Origin of the sequence: Leclercia sp. Colony189 (assembly GCF_009740165.1) — a bacterium.
Taxonomy (GTDB): domain Bacteria; phylum Pseudomonadota; class Gammaproteobacteria; order Enterobacterales; family Enterobacteriaceae; genus Enterobacter.
In genome coordinates, this window is record NZ_CP046557.1 from 2,385,574 (window position 1) to 2,405,716 (window position 20,143).

At 57.5% G+C, this 20,143-nt stretch carries 16 protein-coding genes; 7 read left to right on the forward strand and 9 right to left on the reverse strand.

Going from position 1 to position 20,143, the window contains the following annotated elements; genetic code table 11:
- Nucleotides 1–7: 7 nt before the first annotated feature.
- From GNG29_RS11355 to GNG29_RS11365, 3 genes are all read right to left on the reverse strand, one after another.
- On the reverse strand, nucleotides 8–1,129 hold the full coding sequence (locus tag GNG29_RS11355) for an amidohydrolase (RefSeq protein ID WP_156654538.1): 1,122 nt from the start codon (nucleotides 1,127–1,129) through the stop codon (nucleotides 8–10).
- On the reverse strand, nucleotides 1,126–2,121 hold the full coding sequence (locus GNG29_RS11360; protein ID WP_156654539.1) for an LLM class flavin-dependent oxidoreductase: 996 nt from the start codon (nucleotides 2,119–2,121) through the stop codon (nucleotides 1,126–1,128). Before GNG29_RS11360 ends, GNG29_RS11355 begins: the two co-directional genes overlap by 4 nt.
- Nucleotides 2,122–2,231: 110 nt before the next feature.
- On the reverse strand, nucleotides 2,232–2,771 hold the full coding sequence (locus GNG29_RS11365) for an adenylate kinase (protein WP_103179681.1): 540 nt from the start codon (nucleotides 2,769–2,771) through the stop codon (nucleotides 2,232–2,234).
- A 346-nt stretch (nucleotides 2,772–3,117) separates the two neighbouring features.
- Here GNG29_RS11365 and GNG29_RS11370 point away from each other — a divergent pair, with 346 nt between their 5' ends.
- The 5 genes from GNG29_RS11370 (at nucleotide 3,118) to ansP (ending at nucleotide 10,596) form a co-directional block, all read left to right on the forward strand.
- Nucleotides 3,118–4,653 (forward strand): methyl-accepting chemotaxis protein, encoded by a 1,536-nt coding sequence (locus tag GNG29_RS11370; protein ID WP_156654540.1) that lies wholly within the window; start codon nucleotides 3,118–3,120, stop codon nucleotides 4,651–4,653.
- A gap of 147 nt (nucleotides 4,654–4,800) precedes the next feature.
- Entirely contained in the window at nucleotides 4,801–6,045 is a 1,245-nt protein-coding gene (locus tag GNG29_RS11375) for an MFS transporter (RefSeq protein ID WP_156654541.1), read from the forward strand.
- A gap of 136 nt (nucleotides 6,046–6,181) precedes the next feature.
- Complete coding sequence (locus tag GNG29_RS11380) at nucleotides 6,182–7,429, forward strand: MASE1 domain-containing protein (RefSeq protein WP_156654542.1); 1,248 nt, start codon at nucleotides 6,182–6,184, stop codon at nucleotides 7,427–7,429.
- Between the two features lie 2 nt (nucleotides 7,430–7,431).
- Complete coding sequence (locus GNG29_RS11385; protein ID WP_197431841.1) at nucleotides 7,432–8,739, forward strand: HdeD family acid-resistance protein; 1,308 nt, start codon at nucleotides 7,432–7,434, stop codon at nucleotides 8,737–8,739.
- Between the two features lie 360 nt (nucleotides 8,740–9,099).
- Nucleotides 9,100–10,596, forward strand: a complete 1,497-nt coding sequence (gene ansP / locus GNG29_RS11395; RefSeq protein WP_156654543.1) for an L-asparagine permease — start codon at nucleotides 9,100–9,102, stop codon at nucleotides 10,594–10,596.
- A gap of 54 nt (nucleotides 10,597–10,650) precedes the next feature.
- On the opposite strand, the gene GNG29_RS11400 is transcribed toward ansP, so the two are convergent.
- The gene (locus GNG29_RS11400; RefSeq protein ID WP_103179686.1) at nucleotides 10,651–11,052 is read right to left on the reverse strand and encodes a RidA family protein; all 402 of its coding nucleotides are present in this window, start codon (nucleotides 11,050–11,052) and stop codon (nucleotides 10,651–10,653) included.
- A gap of 127 nt (nucleotides 11,053–11,179) precedes the next feature.
- Here GNG29_RS11400 and GNG29_RS11405 point away from each other — a divergent pair, with 127 nt between their 5' ends.
- The gene (locus GNG29_RS11405; protein ID WP_156654544.1) at nucleotides 11,180–11,779 is read left to right on the forward strand and encodes a TetR/AcrR family transcriptional regulator; all 600 of its coding nucleotides are present in this window, start codon (nucleotides 11,180–11,182) and stop codon (nucleotides 11,777–11,779) included.
- A gap of 415 nt (nucleotides 11,780–12,194) precedes the next feature.
- Here the strand turns inward: GNG29_RS11405 and GNG29_RS11410 are convergent, their stop codons facing one another.
- Nucleotides 12,195–13,256, reverse strand: a complete 1,062-nt coding sequence (locus GNG29_RS11410) for a YncE family protein (protein WP_156654545.1) — start codon at nucleotides 13,254–13,256, stop codon at nucleotides 12,195–12,197.
- 264 nt (nucleotides 13,257–13,520) lie between these two features.
- Between GNG29_RS11410 and pqqU the strand changes: the two genes are divergently transcribed.
- On the forward strand, nucleotides 13,521–15,635 hold the full coding sequence (gene pqqU, locus GNG29_RS11415) for a TonB-dependent receptor PqqU (protein ID WP_156654546.1): 2,115 nt from the start codon (nucleotides 13,521–13,523) through the stop codon (nucleotides 15,633–15,635).
- Between the two features lie 32 nt (nucleotides 15,636–15,667).
- Here pqqU and GNG29_RS11420 read toward each other — a convergent pair whose 3' ends face one another.
- The 4 genes from GNG29_RS11420 to GNG29_RS11435 all read right to left on the reverse strand — a co-directional run bounded on the left by GNG29_RS11420 (nucleotide 15,668) and on the right by GNG29_RS11435 (nucleotide 19,993).
- Entirely contained in the window at nucleotides 15,668–17,206 is a 1,539-nt protein-coding gene (locus tag GNG29_RS11420) for a methyl-accepting chemotaxis protein (RefSeq protein ID WP_156654547.1), read from the reverse strand.
- Between the two features lie 181 nt (nucleotides 17,207–17,387).
- Nucleotides 17,388–18,056, reverse strand: coding sequence for a GntR family transcriptional regulator (locus GNG29_RS11425; RefSeq protein ID WP_103179692.1), 669 nt, complete (start codon nucleotides 18,054–18,056; stop codon nucleotides 17,388–17,390).
- A gap of 255 nt (nucleotides 18,057–18,311) precedes the next feature.
- The gene (locus GNG29_RS11430) at nucleotides 18,312–19,352 is read right to left on the reverse strand and encodes an NADP-dependent oxidoreductase (RefSeq protein ID WP_103179693.1); all 1,041 of its coding nucleotides are present in this window, start codon (nucleotides 19,350–19,352) and stop codon (nucleotides 18,312–18,314) included.
- 65 nt (nucleotides 19,353–19,417) lie between these two features.
- Nucleotides 19,418–19,993: a helix-turn-helix domain-containing protein gene (locus GNG29_RS11435; RefSeq protein ID WP_103822044.1), complete on the reverse strand. Its 576-nt coding sequence runs from the start codon at nucleotides 19,991–19,993 to the stop codon at nucleotides 19,418–19,420.
- Nucleotides 19,994–20,143 lie beyond the last annotated feature (150 nt).

Sequence of the window (20,143 nt, forward strand, 5' to 3'; positions counted from 1 at the left end):
CTTCCCCTTAAAGTTGATTCAGTGCTTTTTCTGCAAGCCGGGCGAAATAGCGCGCGGCGGGTGCGATGAGGGCTTCGTCCGGGTTAAAAGCCGGATGATGCAATCCATAGGGGCTGGCGCTGCCAATGCTGACGAAGGCGCCGGGGATCTGCTGGAGGTAGACGGCGAAATCCTCCCCGCCCATGTGTAGCTCCGCCTGCTGCGTCTCGTAGCCAGTTTCCCGCGCCACCGAGGTGGCAAACTCGGCCCAGGTGGCGTCGTTGACCAGCGCGGTAGGCCCGGCATACCAGGTGATATCGATCTGCGCATTAAAGGCGCTGGCGAATCCGGCGGCGATCTCAGCTACCCGGGCCTTCACGTTCTGCTGCACTTCGGTGCGATGGGTGCGCAGGGTTCCTTCCAGCTCGACGTGCTCCGGCAGCACGTTCCAGGTATTTCCCCCGGTAATGCGCGTCACGCTCAGTACCACCGAGTCGAGGGTGTTGACGTTGCGGCTGGCAACGCTTTGCAGGGCCGTCACCAGCTGACTGGCGGTCACGATAGCGTCGTGACCTTCATGAGGACGGGCGGCGTGAGCGCCTTTACCGGTAATGCGCAACACGAAGCGGTCGACGTTGGCGTAGAACGGGCCGCCACGGGTGGCAAAGTGTCCGACCGGTAAACCAGGTTCGTTATGCATGCCGAAGATGGCGCTGACGTCGCGCAGGGCCCCGGCGCGGACCAGGCTTTTGGCGCCGCCGAAGTTCTCCTCCGCGGGCTGGAACAGGATCCGCACCCGGCCATTGAGCGCCTCTTCCCGCGCTTTCAGTTGCAAGGCGGCGCCGAGGATCACGCTGGTGTGTATGTCGTGGCCGCAGGCGTGCATCACCCCGGCACGCTGAGAGGTGAACGCCACCCCGCTGCGCTCCTCAATCGGCAGGGCGTCGATATCCGCGCGCAGGGCAATCTGTTTTTCCCCCCTCCCCACCTCGGCGACCACGCCGGTTTGCAGGTCATAGGGAAGGATGGCGATCCCGGCATCCCCCAGCCACTGGCGCAGGCGCACGGTGGTTTCTACCTCCTCGCCGGAAAGCTCCGGGTTCTGGTGCAGCTCGCGGCGCCAGGCGATCAGCTGTTGCTCCAGGCTCATACCGCCACCTCCCGTTGCTGTCGGGCCTGGGCCAGCAGGCGCAGGGACTGCACCCGCGCAGCGCCGTCGGCCACCGGCGTATCGATGATGAACTCGTCAATGCCCCACTGCTGATGCAACGCCTCCAGCTGTTCCAGCACAGACTCCGCAGTACCCACCAGCAAGGACTGGGCGCGACGGGCGATGCGCAGCGGCTCACTGTTCGCCTGGCGGGCAAAGGCGTAGGCCTGCTCTTCGCTGGCGACGGTCACCCGCTGGCCGTTGGCCAGCTCAACGCCCCATACTTCTACTGCGCTTGCCAGCGCCCCGGCCTGCGCCTGTGTGGGGGCAACGATGGCCTGCACCGCGACAATCACCTCCCGGGCGCTGTGGGCGCGCCAGGTCTCAATGACCTCACGCAAAAGTTCGGGGTCGCCATTCAGATGGGCGGCAAAGACAAAGTCCCAGTTGAGGCGGGCGGCGAGACGCGCGCTCTCCACGCTGGCACCGAGCAGAAAACCGGCGGCAGGCACCTGCGGCCGCGGGGTGGCACGCACCGCCTCCTCCTCTGAACCTGGGTTGATCCAGCCATCCAGCTGCGCCAGCTGTGCGGCGAAATCGCCCTTCTCCTGCGAGTTGAGGCCGAGCTGGAGCGCCTTTGTCGAGAGCGGCAGCCCGCCGGGCGCCTTGCCGACGCCCAGATCCACACGCCCCGGGGCAATCGCCGCCAGCAGGTTGAAGTTTTCCGCCACTTTGTAGGGGCTGTAGTGTTGCAGCATGACCCCGCCGGAACCGACGCGAATGCGCCGGGTCTGCCCGAGGATCCAGGCAATCAGCAGCTCCGGGGACGGACTCGCCAGTTGCGGGGTGTTGTGGTGTTCGGCAATCCAGAAGCGGTGATAACCCAGCGTCTCCGCCTGCTGCGCCAGGCTCAGGGTGCGGGCCAGCGCATCGGCGGCCGTTTCGTGTTCTGCGACAGGACTTTTATCCAGAATGCTGATTCGCCAGGACATGTTGCAATCTCGTTTGACTAAACATGTCGCCATTATTAAGGGGCGATTTCACCGCTGAGAAACAATTAATTTACATTTGGTTTGCCATATTTCAGAAATACCGCGGCGGGTTAGCGCGCTGCACGTAGCTCCGCGAGCAGCGCTTCGGCCTGTTGTCGGGTGGTAATACGGACGAAGCGGATATGGGCATAAGAGGGGTTGCGCATATCCGCCTCGTAGCGCGCCCGGTTGCTGCGCCAGGTTTTAAGCGTCCAGAGCAGGATCGACTCGCGGCTGAAAAAGGAGCGGCGAAAGCTCTCCCGGTTGCCGGTGCCGGGCCACAGCTCCTGCTGCGTCCAGGCGCGTTTTACCGCCCGCGTCACCGCCTGACGCAGGGTGCGGGCCAGGCCGTAATCCACCCATACCACCAGATCCACGTCGCGCCATTTCAGGGGCCGGGTGCGGTTATAGTTGCCGTCCAGCACCCAGCCAGGTGTCGCGCTGAGGGCGGCTTCCAGTTTCGCAAAGAGAACATCGTCCGGGGTACCCTGCCACTCCGGGAGCCAGTAGAGGGTATCCATTTCGATACAGGGCAGCGCCAGTTCAGTGGCGATCCGGCGGGCGAGCGTGCTCTTGCCGCTGCCGCTGGTGCCAATAATATTAATTTTCATCGTCTCACCTGTTAAGCGGATAACCGTGGTCAACCATGATAATGTTTTATCATTGTTAATGAAACGCTATTTCGAAGAGTCCGGTTTCGGTCAGGTATCCATTACTTTCTTTATATTTGGCTTAAGTCAATTTATTCCCCGCCACCCCCAACCTTTTCTCCTTGTTGATGACATTTTTATTACGCGCGCCACCCATAACCAATAAAAAATAGTTAATGGCGATACTTTCTAATTATCGGGAATTTGTGGAGAATACGCCGTCCGGACTATTTAAAATAATATACAACCTTACCTGAATCTTTTTCGGGTGGCTTTTATTTACGCAGACATCAGCCTGGAGTAATTTATGAGGCGTAACAATCACGTTACACAAAACGAGTATTTGCTTAACGAAGGCTCGACCTTAATGTCGACCACCGATATCCAGAGCCATATTACTTACGCGAACTCGGCCTTTATTGATGCCAGCGGTTATAAAGAAGAACATCTTATTGGTGAACCTCATAATGTGATCCGCCATCCGGATATGCCCGCAGAGGCGTTTGCCGATATGTGGTTTACCCTGCAAGCAGGTGAAAGCTGGACGGGACTGGTGAAGAACCGCCGTCACAACGGGGATCACTACTGGGTGCGCGCCAACGTAACGCCGGTTTATCAGAATGACATGCTTACCGGCTATATCTCGGTGCGCAATATTCCCGCGCGCCATGAGATTGATGCCAGTGAAGCGCTCTATGGACGGGTGCGTAATAATCAGCTAAAAGGCCACCGCTTTTATAAAGGGGTGCTGGTTCGCCGGGGACTATTTTCCTTTCTCTCGCTTTTCAAACGTCTCAGCACGGCAAAACGGATTAATTACTCCCTTGGGATAACCGCCCTGCTCGCCTTTGCCGTTTCTTTATCTCTCCCCGGCGGATTAATTCAAATTGCGGCGCTGGGGCTCCTCTTTATTTTGCTGGGGTTGTTTCTTAATGCCCAGATTTGTCGCCCGTTAAAAACCATCGTCAAAAAGATGCAGTGCGTGGTTTCCGGGCGCAAAACGGACTCTACCCATTTTGAACGTGTCGACGAAATAGGCTTAATGATGCGACTGGTTAACCAGTCCGGCTTAAACCTCAATTCGCTGGTGGATGATGTGGGAACGCAAATCAGCGGCATTCGCGCTATCAGCCAGCAGGTGGCGAAGGAAGGCGATGCCCTGCAGGCGCGATCCGAAGAGACGGCGGACGATCTCCAGCAGACGGCCGCGGCGGTGGAAGAGATAGCCAGCGCGGTTCAGCAGACCGCAGAAACAGCAGAGCAGGCTATTCAGATGGCGGACCAGACCAGCGCCAGCGCGTACCGTGGCGAAGCCGTGATGAAGCAAACCATCGGCGTGATGCAGTCGGTATCAAAGGATAACGGTCAGATCGTCGATATTATCGCAGTGATCGACCGGATCGCCTTCCAGACCAATATTCTGGCGCTCAATGCCGCGGTAGAAGCGGCCCGCGCCGGAGAAGCCGGACGCGGTTTTGCGGTGGTGGCCGCCGAGGTGCGTAATCTGGCCCAGCACTCGGCGTCAGCGGCAAAGGAGATCGCCGCGCTTATCGAGAAAAACGTCGCCAGCGTCAATGCCGGGGTGGATATGGTAGCGCAGACCGAAGCGCAGCTGACCACCATGATTGTCAACGTACTGAATATGTCATCACTTATTAAGGAGATAGGACACGCTACCCAGGAGCAGACCCAGGCCCTGAGCCTGATTAATGAGTCCATCTCCCGTATCGGGGTAATGACCCATAACAATACCGGGATGGTCGAGCATGTCACTCAGGCGGCCAACCACCTCACCCAGCGCACCACCCGCCTGCAACAGGCGATTGCGGTGTTTGGCGGCTAAAAGTGATGGGGTAAAACGATAAAAAACAGACGGTGGTCGCACGCCAACTGAAGATGACTTGATGGAAAGCGCATCTGGGTTAAGAATATGTTAAACCATGCATAATCAGACAGATACCTGTCGCTGTTTTCCACAAGGGCAACCTGAATGAGTGATAGACTGCCAGACGAAAGAGTGAATACCCGTTCCGCCAGAAATAGCGGCTTAATCATTACGGCCAGGTTTATCTCTGATTTTGGTGCTTTCCTGAATATGGTGGTGCTGTCCACCTATGTCTATTTGCTGAGCCAGAGCGTAACGCATGTGAGTATCTTTCTGGCCTGCCGGGTGACAGGAGGCATCATTGCAAGTGCTGTCGGTGTGCCTTTTTTTCGCCGCTTTCATGGCCGTCTGCCTTTAGTGGCTTTTGATGTAATACGCGCTGCGCTGTTAGCCTCGCTGTTAATTTTGCCTGCGGCGACTCAGCTTTATATCTTGCCTTTGATTGCACTGGGTATTGGACTGGGAAATTCGATGTTCGCTATCGGGCTTAACAGTCAGCTGCCCTTGTGGATTGATGAGTCCCGACGTGTATCAACAAACGCCTGGTTAACCTCTGCCTCTGCGACGGGGGCGGTGACGGGAAGCCTTGTATCCGGTATTCTTCTGGCGACCAGCGGCTACGAGATTGTGTTTGCTGCGAATATTGTGACTTATCTGGTGGCGGGTTTGTGCGTACTGCCGTTACGCTTTTTGGTGCAGCCTGTTGCTGATGAGTCAACCCAGCAGCGTAAAGAGTGGCGTAATCTGGTCACAGGGCTGCGGACGGCTCCGCTGTTGGCAGGCATGTTGCTGGTAACCATGGCCGATACCCTGGGCAGTGCTGCCCATAACGTAGGCTTTCCCATCATTTCTGCGCTTTTTACACCCGCATCAGCCGGGAAAACAATGGGTCTTTTGCTGGCAGTCTGGGCCAGTGGAAAATTCGCCGGGGCGCGTCTGGCAAACTACCTGTTAGTGCGCTGCGAGATGCGTACAGATCGGCTGTTTTTTTATGGCGTGGCGTTTATGTCCCTTGGTTTTATCTTTACCTTTCAACAGACAGCCCTTCCGCTGGCACTGCTGTTTATCGCAGTGGCCGGAGTGGGAGATGGTCTGGCGGACGTCAGTCTGATCTCGCGTATTCAACGCGAGCCTGAATCATTACGATTGCCTGTTTTTAGCCTGATGACGCTGCTGCAGATGACCGGATTTGGCGTGGGTATGTTAATTGTCGCGCCATTCTATATCTGGTTTACCCCCGCGCTGGTTATTGTCATTTTTCATGGTATCCCGTTACTGACATTAGCTGCCGTATTGCTGTCTCTCCGACACCCATCCCCCAAAAAGGCAGAACAGCACTCTGATATTTGAACAATACGCGTGAATATCGGGTGCATGACATGAGATCGGGGGTTTGACTAATACGCCTTACCGATCACCGCAAAAATGGCTAACCCGGCGAAAAGGTCATATCTTTTTAAAGCGATAACCGCCGCCGGGAGCCTGGATGAAAGCAGCGAAACTGACGTCAGCGTATTCCTTACTCGCCTGGGGGGCGCTCTACTATCTCCTGGGATGGCTGTCGCTCTGTCTCGACGGCCCCGACATCCGGACGGCTTTTATCTGGCTACCTTCAGGTGTTGCCGTCACCGCCTTTCTGCTGAGTCCAAAAAAGCAATGGCTCGCGCTGTGGCTGGTTCTGTTTATTGCCCGTCTGGTGCTGGGGCTCACCTTTCACCATACTTTTCACGTCTCCCTGGCGCTGGGGGCGTTTTCACTGACCAGCCATCTGGGGATTGCCTGGTCGGTGCATTACTTTTCACGGCATTACGATCGGCTGCATAAGATCGTCACCTGGACGATTGCCACGGTCGTCTTCAGTACCCTGAACGCGCTCGCAGGGGCGATCTGGCTCTCTTCTCTTGCCGGCACCCTTCAGATGAGCTGGTTCTGGCTCGCCTGGGGCGCCAACGTCACCGGCACGCTGTTTGTCACCCCGCCGCTGATGGGCCTGCTGGCCCCGGGGGATAAAGCGGCGCGGCGCGAGTCGCTGTTCGGGGTCTGTTTAGTGTTTGCAATACTGCTGGCGACCCTGTTCATCTTTAGCGATGTGCCCGATCGCGGCGACAATATCGCCCTGATTTACTCCCTCGCCTGCCTGCCGTTGATCCTGCTGACCGCAACCACCGTGGTGTGCGGTAATCGTCTGGCGTCGCTGGCCTTTATTCTCTTTAGCGCGGTGGTTATCTACGCCTCATGGCAGGAGACCGGCCCCTTCTATTTTGCCCGCCTGACGCCGGAAGAGTCGATATTGCTGGCACAGTGCTACCTTTCCGCGGCCGCCCTGCTGCTGGTCTTTATCCGCGCCCAGAAAACACACCGTCCAGGGGATGGCCGTTTTCAGGGCGTGGCGTACTCTTTGGATCCTGAAAGCGGTCGTCTGGTCTGGGAGTCTCATGCCGACCCGCGCCTCAGTGCCGTATTAGCCCCTCTCACCAGCCGGGAAGCCCTGCTCGCCCGGGTTCCCGATGCAAAGCAGAAGCAACAGTTGGTTGCCCGCTGGCAGGCGGTAGCGCAGGGTCAGCCCGTAACCGAGCCCTTTCGTTTCAGCCTGGCGCTGGCGGACCGCCCACCGCTATCGATAACAGAGCGCAATATGCTGCTGATGGCGGATAAGGATCGCCCGGTAATTGTCGCCTTCTGGTCCGGCGAGAGAGGAAGCCTGTTCCAGACCACGCCGCAGGAGGAGGTTTAACGATGCTGCAGATCGCCTTTTTGCTCGCCGGTGCGACATTTGTCCGTAAAGCGGCACCTTACTTTATGCTGGCAGGCGTGCTCTGGGGCGGGCTTGGGCTGGCCATTTTTATCGATGGCTTGCAGGGCGGGCTGCACTTTCCGCTGCATATCTTTGGCCTGTTTCTGCTGCTCGACAGTCTGGTATCCCTGACATTGGGGTCGGCGGCGAAAGGAACCCAGCGCGGCATCTTTTACTTCAAGGGCGGCCTGTTCCTGCTCATCGCCATGTTGATTTTATCCGGACGCCACGACGGCACGCTGGCGCTGGCCATCGTCTTTGGGCTGGCGTACTTCATTACCGGCCTGTTCACCATCGCCTCTGCCGTGGTGGTGCGCTTTACCCACTGGCGGCGAGCGCTGCTCGCCGGGGTGGCACAGATCCTGTTCGCTATTTTTCTATTCCTGCCCTTTCCAACGCAGCATGATGGCACCGTCTCGCAGTTTATCGGCATGGTCATGCTCACCGGCGGGGTGCAGTCGGTGCTCCTCTCCCTGCGGATGCGGCAGGTCCGTCATGGCCGCTCGGTGTTTGATATTCTCGCCCCGCAGACGTTGATCCCCGCCCCGCGCGAGGCGCTGCCCCCCACCGTGACAAACACGCCGGGCAATCAGCTGATTGTGCATGTCTGGACCCCGGAAGGATCGGCAAAACAGCAGCCCCTGCCGCGCCCGGTCATTAACCGCTATATCGCCGCCGTGGATGCCAACGGGGTGATATCCACCGGCCATGCGGCGCTGGAGTGCCCTCCCCACCTCTACATCAGCCTCTATCCGGCAGCGGAGATCGACCGTTCCCCCTCCGAGTTTTTTAATCTGCTCAAAGCGGTGGAAGCGAATACCGTGGCGGGGAAATACCAACCTGACTATCGCTATGAGGCGGGGATCTGGTGCGAGTCTAACCGCAAAATCCACTTCTCCATTTTTAATGCGGCGTCGCTTAACAGTTTCTGGACGCAGTACCGCCAGACCGAAACCTATAACCTCACCTGGCGCAACTGCTCCAGCAGCGTGGCGTATGCCCTTGAAGCGGCTCTGGATGGCGTGTTGAAAGAGCGCTGTACCCGGGGCGGTTTTTTGCGGCTGCTGCTCATTCCGGAGCTGTGGATCGCCGCGCAGCTGCGCAAACGCGCCACCAATATGGCCTGGACGCCCGGGCTGGTGCTGGACTATACCCGGGCGCTGCACGCCATCGTGCATCCCAATGGCGTTTCGCTGATCGCCTTTATCAAAAACAGATTTTCTACATCTGCGGATAGTGCTCGTCGGTGACTTTCTCCAGCCAGTCCACCTGGCTGCCGTTCACCGCTTCGACGATGGCGATATGGGTCATCGCGGCCTCATTATGCGCCTGCCACACATGTGGTCTGTATGCCTGGGCGTTCATCCTTCAGGAACAGGAAATCCGCATCCAGTTGGACGCAAATAATCATTCCATCTGCATCACTTTCACGCCGTTATTTTTTGCGTCGTTTATTAATTGCAGGTAGGATGCTTCGCCATGTTTTGCCTTATCCATACGCAGAATGACTGGAAAGGCAGAATATTTCCGCGCGAGAGCAATCGTTTGTATTGCCGAGCGCCGGTTATGGACACGATGTTCTTGATTCAGACAGGCAAACAGGTAACTCAATGAAAACAAGCAATAAAAGCGCAGCCGATCATCACGCTGCGAAACGTCGCTGGTTGAACGCCCACGAAGAGGGCTATCACAAGGCGATGGGCAACCGTCAGGTGCAGATGATTGCCATCGGCGGCGCTATCGGTACCGGGCTGTTTTTAGGTGCAGGCGCACGTCTGCAGATGGCTGGCCCGGCTCTGGCACTGGTCTATCTGGTGTGCGGTATCTTCTCCTTCTTTATTCTGCGTGCGCTTGGCGAGCTGGTGTTACACCGTCCGTCCAGCGGCAGCTTTGTCTCTTACGCTCGCGAGTTTCTCGGTGAGAAAGCCGCTTACGTGGCGGGCTGGATGTACTTTGTAAACTGGGCGATGACCGGGATCGTGGATATCACCGCCGTGGCCCTCTATATGCACTACTGGGGCGCGTTTGGCGATGTGCCGCAGTGGGTGTTTGCCCTTGGCGCGCTGGCGATTGTCGGCACCATGAACATGATCGGCGTGAAGTGGTTCGCTGAGATGGAGTTCTGGTTTGCGCTGGTAAAAGTGCTGGCGATCGTCATCTTCCTGGTAGTGGGCACCGTGTTCCTCGGCAGCGGTAAAACGCTGGATGGCAACATGACCGGCTTCCACCTGATCACCGATAACGGCGGCTTCTTCCCGCACGGCCTGCTGCCTGCCCTGGTGCTGGTGCAGGGCGTGGTGTTCGCCTTTGCCTCCATTGAACTGGTGGGCACCGCGGCGGGCGAATGTAAAGAGCCGGAGAAAACGGTACCCAAAGCGATCAACAGCGTGATCTGGCGTATCGGCCTCTTCTATGTCGGCTCCGTGGTGCTGCTGGTTCTGCTCCTGCCATGGAACGCCTATCAGGCGGGCCAGAGCCCGTTCGTGACCTTCTTCTCGAAGCTCGGCGTGCCGTACGTGGGCAGCATCATGAATATCGTGGTGCTGACCGCGGCGCTCTCCAGCCTGAACTCCGGCCTTTACTCCACCGGGCGTATTCTGCGCTCCATGTCGATGGGCGGCTCTGCGCCGCAGTTTATGTCGAAAATGAGCAAACAGCAGGTGCCCTATGCGGGCATTCTGGCGACGCTGGTGGTCTACGTCTTCGGCGTATTCCTGAACTATCTGGTGCCGTCCCAGGTCTTTGAGATCGTCTTAAACGTTGCGGCGCTGGGCATTATCGCCTCCTGGGCCTTCATCGTGGTGTGCCAGATGCGTCTGCGCAAGGCGATCAAAGAAGGCACCGCCGCCCCGGTAAGCTTCAGAATGCCGGGCGCGCCGGTCACCTCCTGGCTGACACTGCTGTTCCTGTTCAGCGTGCTGGTGCTGATGGCGTTCGACTACCCGAACGGCACCTACACCATCGCCACCATCCCGCTGCTGGCGGTTCTGCTGGTCGCGGGCTGGTTTGGTGTGCGCAAGCGCGTGCATGCGGTCCACAGCACCGCGCCAAAGCACCCGGATGAAGAGAAGCATGACGCTCCGCTGGTGGAAGATACCGCGCGTTAATCGCTTCAATAAAAAAGGGAAGGCAGATGCCTTCCCTTTTTTTTGCCCGGGAGCCTAAGCAACCGGAGCAGGAATGCGCGCGATGACCTTAATTTCGAAATCAAATCCGGCAAGCCAGGTGACGCCGACGGCGGTCCAGTTCGGATAAGGAGCCTGCGGGAAAATCGCCTGTTTGACCTGCATGATCGTTGGGAACTGATTCTCAGGATCGGTGTGGAAGGTTGTCACATCAATCAGATCGTCAAAGGTACACCCCGCCGCGGCAAGGGTCGCTTTCAGATTATCAAACGCAAGCTGCACCTGAGCGGCGAAATCGGGCTCGGGGGTGCCATCGGCGCGGCTTCCCACCTGACCCGAAACAAACAGCAAATCGCCGGAACGGATGGCGGCAGAATAACCGTGTGCTTCATAAAGAGCATGACGGTTGGCGGGGAAAACCGGTTCGCGCTGGATCATAAGGTATCCTGTATTGTATTAACGTTGGAAAAGGCAACGCGCAGCGCGTAAAGATGATTTAATATACGCGGCGTATGTCAAATTAATATCACATACGCCGCGTATGTCAAATGAAATTGGAGAGCTTATGGTTGCCAGACGCCGCAGCGAAACGATGGAAGAGAACCGTGCAAAACTGCTGATGGCTGCACGAAAAGCCTTTGCGGAAAACGGCTTTGCCGCCGCATCCATGGATGAATTAACCGCAAGCGTCGGCCTTACCCGCGGGGCGCTGTACCACAATTTTGGTGATAAAAAGGGGCTGCTCGCCGCCGTTGTCGACCAGATAGATCGAGATATGGCGCAGCGTGCGAAGGCTGAGGCCGCCGGGGTGGAAGATGACTGGGAAAGACTGCTGGCGGAGGGGATCGCCTATATCAAAATGGCGCTTGATCCGGAGGTGCGACGCATCGTGCTGCTTGATGGCCCTGCTTTTCTCGGCGATCCCGCCCAGTGGCCCGGTCAGTTGAGCTGCCTTGAATCCACGCGCCAGAGCATCCTCAAGATGCTCGAACGCGGTGTGATTAAGCCTGTGGATGCGGGCAGTGCAGCCTATATGTTAAACAGCGCGGCCATGAATGCCGCGCTGTGGATCGCCGCCAGCCAGGACCCGCAGAAGGCGCTGCCGGACATTATTAAGGTGTTTACGCACCTGGCAAGCGGCCTGTGCCAGCGTCCTGCTCCGTAGGCCGGGTAAGGCGCAGCCGCCACCCGGCATAAAGACCGCACCCGTCCTCATTGCCCGGCGGCGCTGCGCTTGCGCGTGCCTACGGTTTGGCTGTTGGTAGGCCGGGTAAGGCGCAGCCGCCACTCGATATAAAGACCGTGCCCGTCCTCGTTGCCCGGCGGCGCTGCGCTTGCGCGGGCCTACGGTTTGGCCGTTGGTAGGCCGGGTAAGGCGCAGCCGCCACCCGGCATAAAGACCGTACCCGTCCTCGTTGCCCGGCGGCGCTGCGCTTGCGCGGGCCTACGGTTTGGCTGTTGGTAGGCCGGGTAAGGCGCAGCCGCCACCCGGCATAAAGACCGCACTCGTCCTCGTTGACCGGCGGCGCTGCGCTTGCGCGGGCCTGGGGTTTAACATCCATCGGGCGGCATAACCAACCTTACAGCGCGATACGGATCACGTCATCCGGCTGGGTGGCTTCCTGCTGGCGGGTCGACTTCTGCTTCACCGTCACGTACAGGGTTTTGCCGTCGGCGGAGAGCGCCAGGCTGTTCGGGAAGGTCGGCGTGTCGTGCGTTTTGGTCACTTTGTAGGTTTTGGCGTCAATCACGCTCACCTTGCCCGCTTCACGGTGGGTGACGTAGGCTTCGTCCCGGGCCGGGTTAAACAGCACCGCCAGAGATTCCGGGGCTGCCACCTTGCTGATGATGCTGCCATCTTTCAGGGAGACAACCAGCACTTCCGGCTGCTTAGAATCGGTGATGAATGCGCGCTGGCCTTTAACGTCCAGGCTCAGGTTCAGGTAGAAGTGCTCTTTCCCGTCGTCCTGCAGCTTCTTACGCTCGATGATTTTATGGCTGGCGGTGTCGATGGTCACCAGCTCGCCGTCGCCGTTGGTGGTGTAGAGACGTTTCGCCTGGGCATCCAGCGCCAGGCCGGTGCTGAATTTGCCGGTGCCGGTAATGGTCTCTTTCAGCTTCAGCGTTTCGCCGTCCACCACCCAAATCACGCTCTCTTTGCCGATACCGGTGATATAGACAGTGTTCGTGGTGTCATCCGCCACCAGCTCACGCGGTTGCAGCGGTTTCACAGTCTCGCTGCGCTTACGATCGTCAAGCACCAGACGGCCCTTCACGTCACCGGTTTTGGCATCAATAGCCGTTACCGCGCTGTTGGTGGTATTGCCAAACCACAGGGTCTGGGTGGCGTTATTGATGGTGGCGCCAAACGGCTTCAGGTCGCTATGAATGGCCTGCGTCACTTCCAGCGTCAGCGGATCGAGGCGGTAGACCACCCCACCTTTATCGATTTTGCGGCTCTGGGTGGTGGCAACCCATAGAGCATTTTCCTGCTGGCTGACGGCCATTTCATATGCGCCTTTACCCACCGCTTTACGCAGCATCTCTTCTGCGGCATGAACATTAAAAGAACCAGCTACCAGCAAAGACCCCAACAGCAGTGAGCTACGCAGACGCGGCGAGCACAGGTGACGTAAATTCATAACAACTCCCTTCGAGTAAATGGTACCGCTGACATCGCTTCCGGCTGGCAAAGTCATCGCTTCGCCTGATTATGGATGAGAATAGTAATCATTATTTATCTCAATGTGGAGTAATTCTTGATCGCATCAAGCTTATTCGCTGATTTAACCTACACTTGGGTTAACGCTATGTGCGGTTTTGGTTTTCAAAATATTTACAAAAGATTTACCATACCCGCACATGTTCCATTTGGTTCGTCTCTCTTTTAAGCGGTTTTTTAATTCATGAAAATCTTTTCTGCCCGCAGGGCAACGCTCCCCCTGCTGTTGGTTCCTGCTGTTTTAACCCCTGTCGCGGCGATGGCGGCCGACGAACAGACCATGATCGTCAGCGCGTCCCCACAATCGCTCTCTGAGTTAGATACCCCCGCCGCGGTCAGCGTGGTTAACGGCGAGGATATACGTCATGCGACCCCGCGGATTAACCTCTCTGAATCCCTCGGCAGCGTGCCGGGATTACAGATCCAGAACCGACAGAACTACGCCCAGGATCTGCAGCTTTCAACCCGTGGTTTTGGCGCCCGCTCCACCTTCGGGGTGCGCGGCATTCGCCTCTATGTGGACGGTATCCCGGCGACGATGCCGGATGGTCAGGGGCAAACCTCGAATATCGATCTCAACAGCATTGAGAGCGTAGAAGTGTTGCGCGGGCCGTTTTCCGCCCTCTATGGCAACGCCTCCGGCGGGGTGGTTAACATGACCACCGAAACCGGGCGTGAGCCGAACACCGTCGAGGCCAGCAGCTATTACGGCAGCTACGGCAGCTGGCGCTACGGGCTGAAGGCCACCGGCGCGATGGGCGACGGCACCCAGCCGGGGGATGTGGATTACACCGTCTCCACCACTCGCTTCACCACCCATGGCTATCGCGACCACAGCGGGGCGCGTAAAAATCTCGCCAACGCCAAGCTCGGCGTGCGCATCGACGACGCCAGCAAGCTGAGCCTGATTTTCAACAGCGTGGATATGAAAGCCAACGATCCCGGCGGGCTGGACTATCAGGAGTGGCGGGACAACCCGCGCCAGTCGCCGCGCGGCGATCAGTACAACACCCGCAAAACCATCAAGCAGACCCAGGCCGGCCTGCGCTATGAGCGCCAGCTCACCGCGCAGGACGACCTCAGCGTGATGGCCTACGCCGGTGAACGTGAGATGACCCAGTACCAGTCGATCCCGTACCAGCCACAGCTGCGCCCTACTCACGCTGGCGGCGTGATCGACATGCAGCGTCACTACCAGGGCATCGATACCCGCTGGACCCACCGCGGGGAGCTGCTGGTGCCGATGACCTTTACCACCGGCCTGAACTACGAAAACCTGAGCGAAGATCGTCGCGGGTATGAAAACTTCGTGATGAACAACGGGGTGCCGGACTACGGCGTCAAAGGGGCGAAACGCCGCGATGAACGTAACCTGATGTGGAACGTTGACCCTTATCTGCAAACTAACTGGCAGCTGACGCAAAAGCTCTCTCTCGATGCGGGCGTGCGCTACAGCTCCGTCTGGTTCGATTCCAACGACCACTATGTGCAGGGCGCTAATGGCGACGACAGCGGCGAGGCCAGCTACCACAAATGGCTTCCGGCCGGGGCGCTGAAGTACCGCGTGACCGACGCCTGGAACCTCTATGCCGCCGCAGGCCGCGGGTTTGAGACCCCGACCATCAACGAGCTCTCCTACCGTTCCGATAACCAGAGCGGCCTGAACTTTGGCCTCAAGCCGTCGACCAACAATACCTATGAAGTGGGGAGCAAAACGCGGATCGGCAATGGCCTGTTCACCGCGGCGCTCTTCCGTACCGATACCGACGATGAGATCGTCGTTGACGCCAGCGCGGGCGGCCGCACCAGCTACAAGAACGCCGGTAAAACCCGCCGTCAGGGGGTGGAGCTCTCTCTGGATCAGCAGTTTGCTGAAAACTGGAAGCTGAAAATGGCGTGGACCTATCTGGATGCCACCTACCGCACCAACGTCTGTGGCGATGGCGACTGTAACGGCAACCGGATGCCGGGCATTGCCCGCAATATGGGCTATGCCTCCTTTGGCTGGCAGCCGGTCGAGGGGTGGTATGCGGGATCGGATGTACGCTATATGAGCGACATCGAAGCCGATGACGAAAACACCGCCAAAGCGCCCTCTTATACCGTTGTGGGTCTGAACACCGGCTATAAGCTGAATATGGGCAACTGGGGCATGGACCTCTTTGGTCGCGTGGATAACCTGTTCGACAAAGAGTATGTCGGCTCGGTGATTGTGAACGAATCCAACGGGCGTTACTACGAACCGGCACCGGGGCGTAACTACGGGGTGGGCCTTTCCGTCTCGTATCGCTTCGAGTGAAAAAAACCGGCAGCCGAGGCTGCCGGTTTTTTTTACGCCATCTGTGCGCGCTGTTCCAGACGGAACGCCGCCACCAGCGACTCCAGCAGACGGGCCTGATCTTCCAGCGCTCCTGCCGCCGTCGACGAGGCGCCTACCAGCGAGGCGTTCTGCTGGGTAGTGGTATCCAGCTCCATCACCGCCCGGGAGATCTGCTCAATACCACGGCTCTGCTCTTCCGAAGCCGAAGAGATCTCGCCCATGATGTTATTTACGCGGGTGACGGAATCCACCACCTGCTCCATGGTCTGCCCGGCTTTCGCCACCAGCTCGCTGCCGGTAGAGATGCGGGAGACCGACTCGCTGATCAGCTGCTCGATATCCTTCGCCGCCTGAGAGCTGCGCTGGGAGAGGCTGCGTACTTCGCTGGCCACCACTGCAAAGCCCCGCCCCTGTTCTCCCGCCCGCGCCGCTTCCACGGCTGCGTTGAGGGCCAGAATATTGGTCTGGAAGGCGATGCTGTTGATCACCGCGGTGATATCGGCGATTTTTTGCGAGCTGGTGTTGATATCGCTCATGGTGCTGACCACGTCGCGCATCACCCGTCCGCCCTGGGTCGCAGTCTGCGAGGCCTCTGCCGCCAGCTGGCTGGCATGACGGGCGTTATCGGCGTTGTTCTTCACCGTGGCGGTGAGCTCCTCCATGCTGGCGGCGGTCTGCACGACTGCCGCAGCCTGCTGCTCGGTGCGCGAGGAGAGATCGGTATTTCCTTCGGCAATTTCGCTGGCGGCTAGCGACACCTGCGCCACGCTGCTGCGCACCTCGCCAATCATCAAGCGCAGTTTATCGTTCATCCGCCCCATCGCTCCGGTCAGTTTGCCCAGTTCGTCTTCTCCTTGCGGGTGGATATCGGAGCTGAGATCGCCGCTGGCGATACGCTCAGCCAATTGCAGGTTCTGTTTTACCGGACGGGTGATCTGGCGGGTCACCCACCAGGAGACCAGAATGCCGAAGAGGATCGCCGCCACGCCAATAATAGCGGTGATGGTACTTGAGCTGTAGGCCAGCGAATCGTTATGGGTCTTGACCAGGGCAATGATCTCGCGGATTGAAGCGCTGCTGTCGTCGCCAGCGGTTTTGACTTTGTCTTCCGCAGCTTTCAGCGCCGCGGTGGCCGCCGGGTCGTTTTTGTTGGCGTTCCAGGCTATCATCGCGCTCTGCATTTCCGTCACGCTGCTGCCAAAACGGGCCAGGTGCCCGGCAATGGCGTCAACGATGGCCTTCTCTTTTGCCGTCCACTCCAGCTCACGGGCCTCTTCGGTCAGTTCCACGGCGTGTTTGACATAATTCGCCATCAGCTGGCCAGATTTTTCATCACCGGTATAGAGGAATTTAAGGCGGTTGATCTTGGCCTGGAAGACTTCGATATTAATGTTGTAGATCAGGTTGGTTTGCTGGTAAACGTCGCGAATTTCTTTAAAGCGCATCACGCTGAGCAGGGTCGATACTGCAACCAGCAGCAGTACCAGACCAAAACCCGCCGCGAGCTTTCTGCTCATTTTTATATTACGTAATCGTTGACTGACACTCATTCCTGGCTCCTTAAAAGGCGAATGTGCCTTTTAAGGTTATCGGCAGAGGTCAGGGTTATTTCATAGTTAAGCTGGTCTTATCAGTAGGCTAATAAATAAACTTTCCGGCAGCAGCACGTCTGCCGGAAAAAAGAACAGGTCATATTTAGTGAAATTACCGCTTCGTTTATTTATGGCGCGGTTAGTTCACAAACTGCCTGATTAATATCTCATTCGCTTCGTCGATCACTTTATCAATCGCCGCACGGCTGGCCTCCTGATCGCCCTTCGCAAGGGCATCAAGCAGTTCATCATAACGATAGGAGCGGCTCGGCAGCACAATGTCTGGATTGTACAGACAGTTGAAGCAAGGCCCTATGCGCACCCAAAGCTGTTCGATAAGCGACATCAGCGTGGGCATATCGGCATAATGATAGAGCGTAAAACGAAAAGCACGGTTGGTGTGAAGCGCCCGCTCCACCTCACCATTGCTCATCGCCTCGTGAAATTTTTCTGAAAGATCGCGCAGCGTCTCTAACTTCTCGTCGGACATTTGATTGCATGCCGCCGCGACAGCCATGCATTCCAGCTCCTTACGGATGGCATTGACTTCGCTATAACGCTCTAAACTGACTTCCGGCACCAGAAAAGCCTGCGCCGGGGTCGCGTGCAGCGCGCCCGCGGAGACCAACCGCAGCAGCGCTTCACGAACAGGAGTAATACTGGTACCGAGTTTATCCGCAATATCTTTGGTGACGAGCCGTGCGCCTGGCTTTAACGCGCCGGCAATCAGCGCGCTTTTCAGACTCACCTCAACCTGCATCGTCAGACTCATTCGTTGAGCTTTTTCTAAATTATCCAAATCCAGCATGTTCTATTCCTGTTACCCACACTTAACTATATTTCACAGACGGTTAAATAAGGACCGCTGAGTATTTGATATATCCTGTATCGCATGCCTGATTTACGTCAAAAGATAACCTTCAATCATAACTTTGTGTGATTGAAAAAATAATAGACCCCGATTTGTATACCGCGTTTCGTTTATTCTATGCCTGTATAATTAAAGACGTTATTTTGGAATTTGCACAGTTTAGTATGGCGGAATAATCCGCCATACCCGGTACTATTCGTTATTGTTCGCGACACGTATCACGACTTTGCCGAAGTTTTTCCCCTCCAGCAGGCCAATCAGCGCATCGGGCGCATTTTCCAGGCCATCCGTCACCTGTTCGCGATAGTGGATGTTGCCCTCTTTGACCCACTGCCCCATCTGCTGCTGAAACTCTTCGATGCGGTGGCCGTAATCCTGGTTGATGATGAACCCCTGCATGCGGATGCGTTTTTTCAGGATGGTGCCCATCAGCAACCCGAGACGATCCGGCCCTGGCGGCAGGTCGGTGGCGTTATATCCGCTCACCAGACCGCACACCGGCACGCGCGCGGCGGTATTTAGCAGCGGCAGCACCGCGTCAAACACTTTACCGCCGACATTTTCGTAGTAAATATCAATCCCCTGCGGACACGCCTGTTTAAGCTGTTCGGCAAAGTCATCCGCGTGATGATCCAGGCACTGGTCGAAGCCCAGCACCTCGGTGGCGTGACGGCACTTCTCCGCCCCACCGGCAACGCCTACCACCCGGCAACCTTTCAGCTTGCCAATCTGCCCAACGGTGGAACCTACCGGGCCGGTCGCCGCGGCCACTACCAGGGTCTCACCCGCTTTCGGTTGGCCAATATCCAGCAGTCCCATGTAGGCGGTAAAACCTGGCATGCCCAGAATACCTAACGACCATGAAGGGTGCTCCGGGTTCTCACCCAGTTTCACCAGCCCGTTGCCGTCGGAGAGTTCATACTCCTGCCAGCCGCTGTAGCCGAGCACCCATTCACCCGGCTGATAGTCAGGATGGTTCGAGGCCTCAACGCGGCTGACGGTACCGCCCACCATTACGGCACCGATCTCTACCGGCGGCGAATAAGATGGCGCATCGCTCATGCGGCCACGCATATAAGGGTCAAGAGAGAGCCACATCGTGCGCAGCAGAAGCTGGCCGTCGGCGGGCTGAGGGATGTCGGTGGTTTCTAAACGAAAGTTATCAGCGGTGGGGGCACCATGGGGACGAGAAGCCAGAACCCATTGACGATTTTGCGTTGAAGATTGACTCATACCTCACTCCTTTTTATAGAAACGTCCTTAGAGCCTAGCCTCATCTTCCCCTGCCCGCTTTAACATTATGAGCCGGACTGGTTAAGCCTGACGACAAGGTAGACGCACGGCTCGCCGCTTTCGTTAATAAACCGGCAGTCGTTCGGCGGGCCTAATTCCAGACAATCTCCGGCCCGCATTTCATGGCGGGTATCCCCCTCCTGAAACACCAGCTCCCCCGACTGAAGCCAGATAAGCTGGCGCGCAAGGGCATAAGAGGAGGCGGGCATCGGTACATCGCTGTTGCCGGGCAATTCAACCTGCACCAGGTCGATAGGCAGATCGGTACGCGGCGAGACGTGTCGACGCAGATAGTGGGTTTGTGGGTCGCGCCAGACAGGCTGGCTTTCAAAGCGCAGCAGCTTGCCCTCCTGCATCTCGGCGCGGGCGATAAGGGTCGACATGCTAATGCCAAACGCGCCAGAGAGACGGGCCAGCAAGGTGGCGGTCGGGCTGCTGTCGCCGCGTTCGATTTTATGGATCATCGCCCGCGACACGCCCGCCCGCTCGGCAAGCTCGCTCAGGGACCATCCGCGCGACTCGCGTTCAAGCCGAATGCGCGCGCTGATCCGTTGATTCATATTGTCTGACAGAATATTCATCACGCCATACTATAGACAAAGTAATGGATTACAACCGGCATTTCTCATAACGAAAAGATATGTGTTATGCCGTAGCGTTTTCAGCGACTGTTTGTGTAATATTGTGACACTGCGTACCACTATAGTGAACAACACACCCCGAGGTTTCAG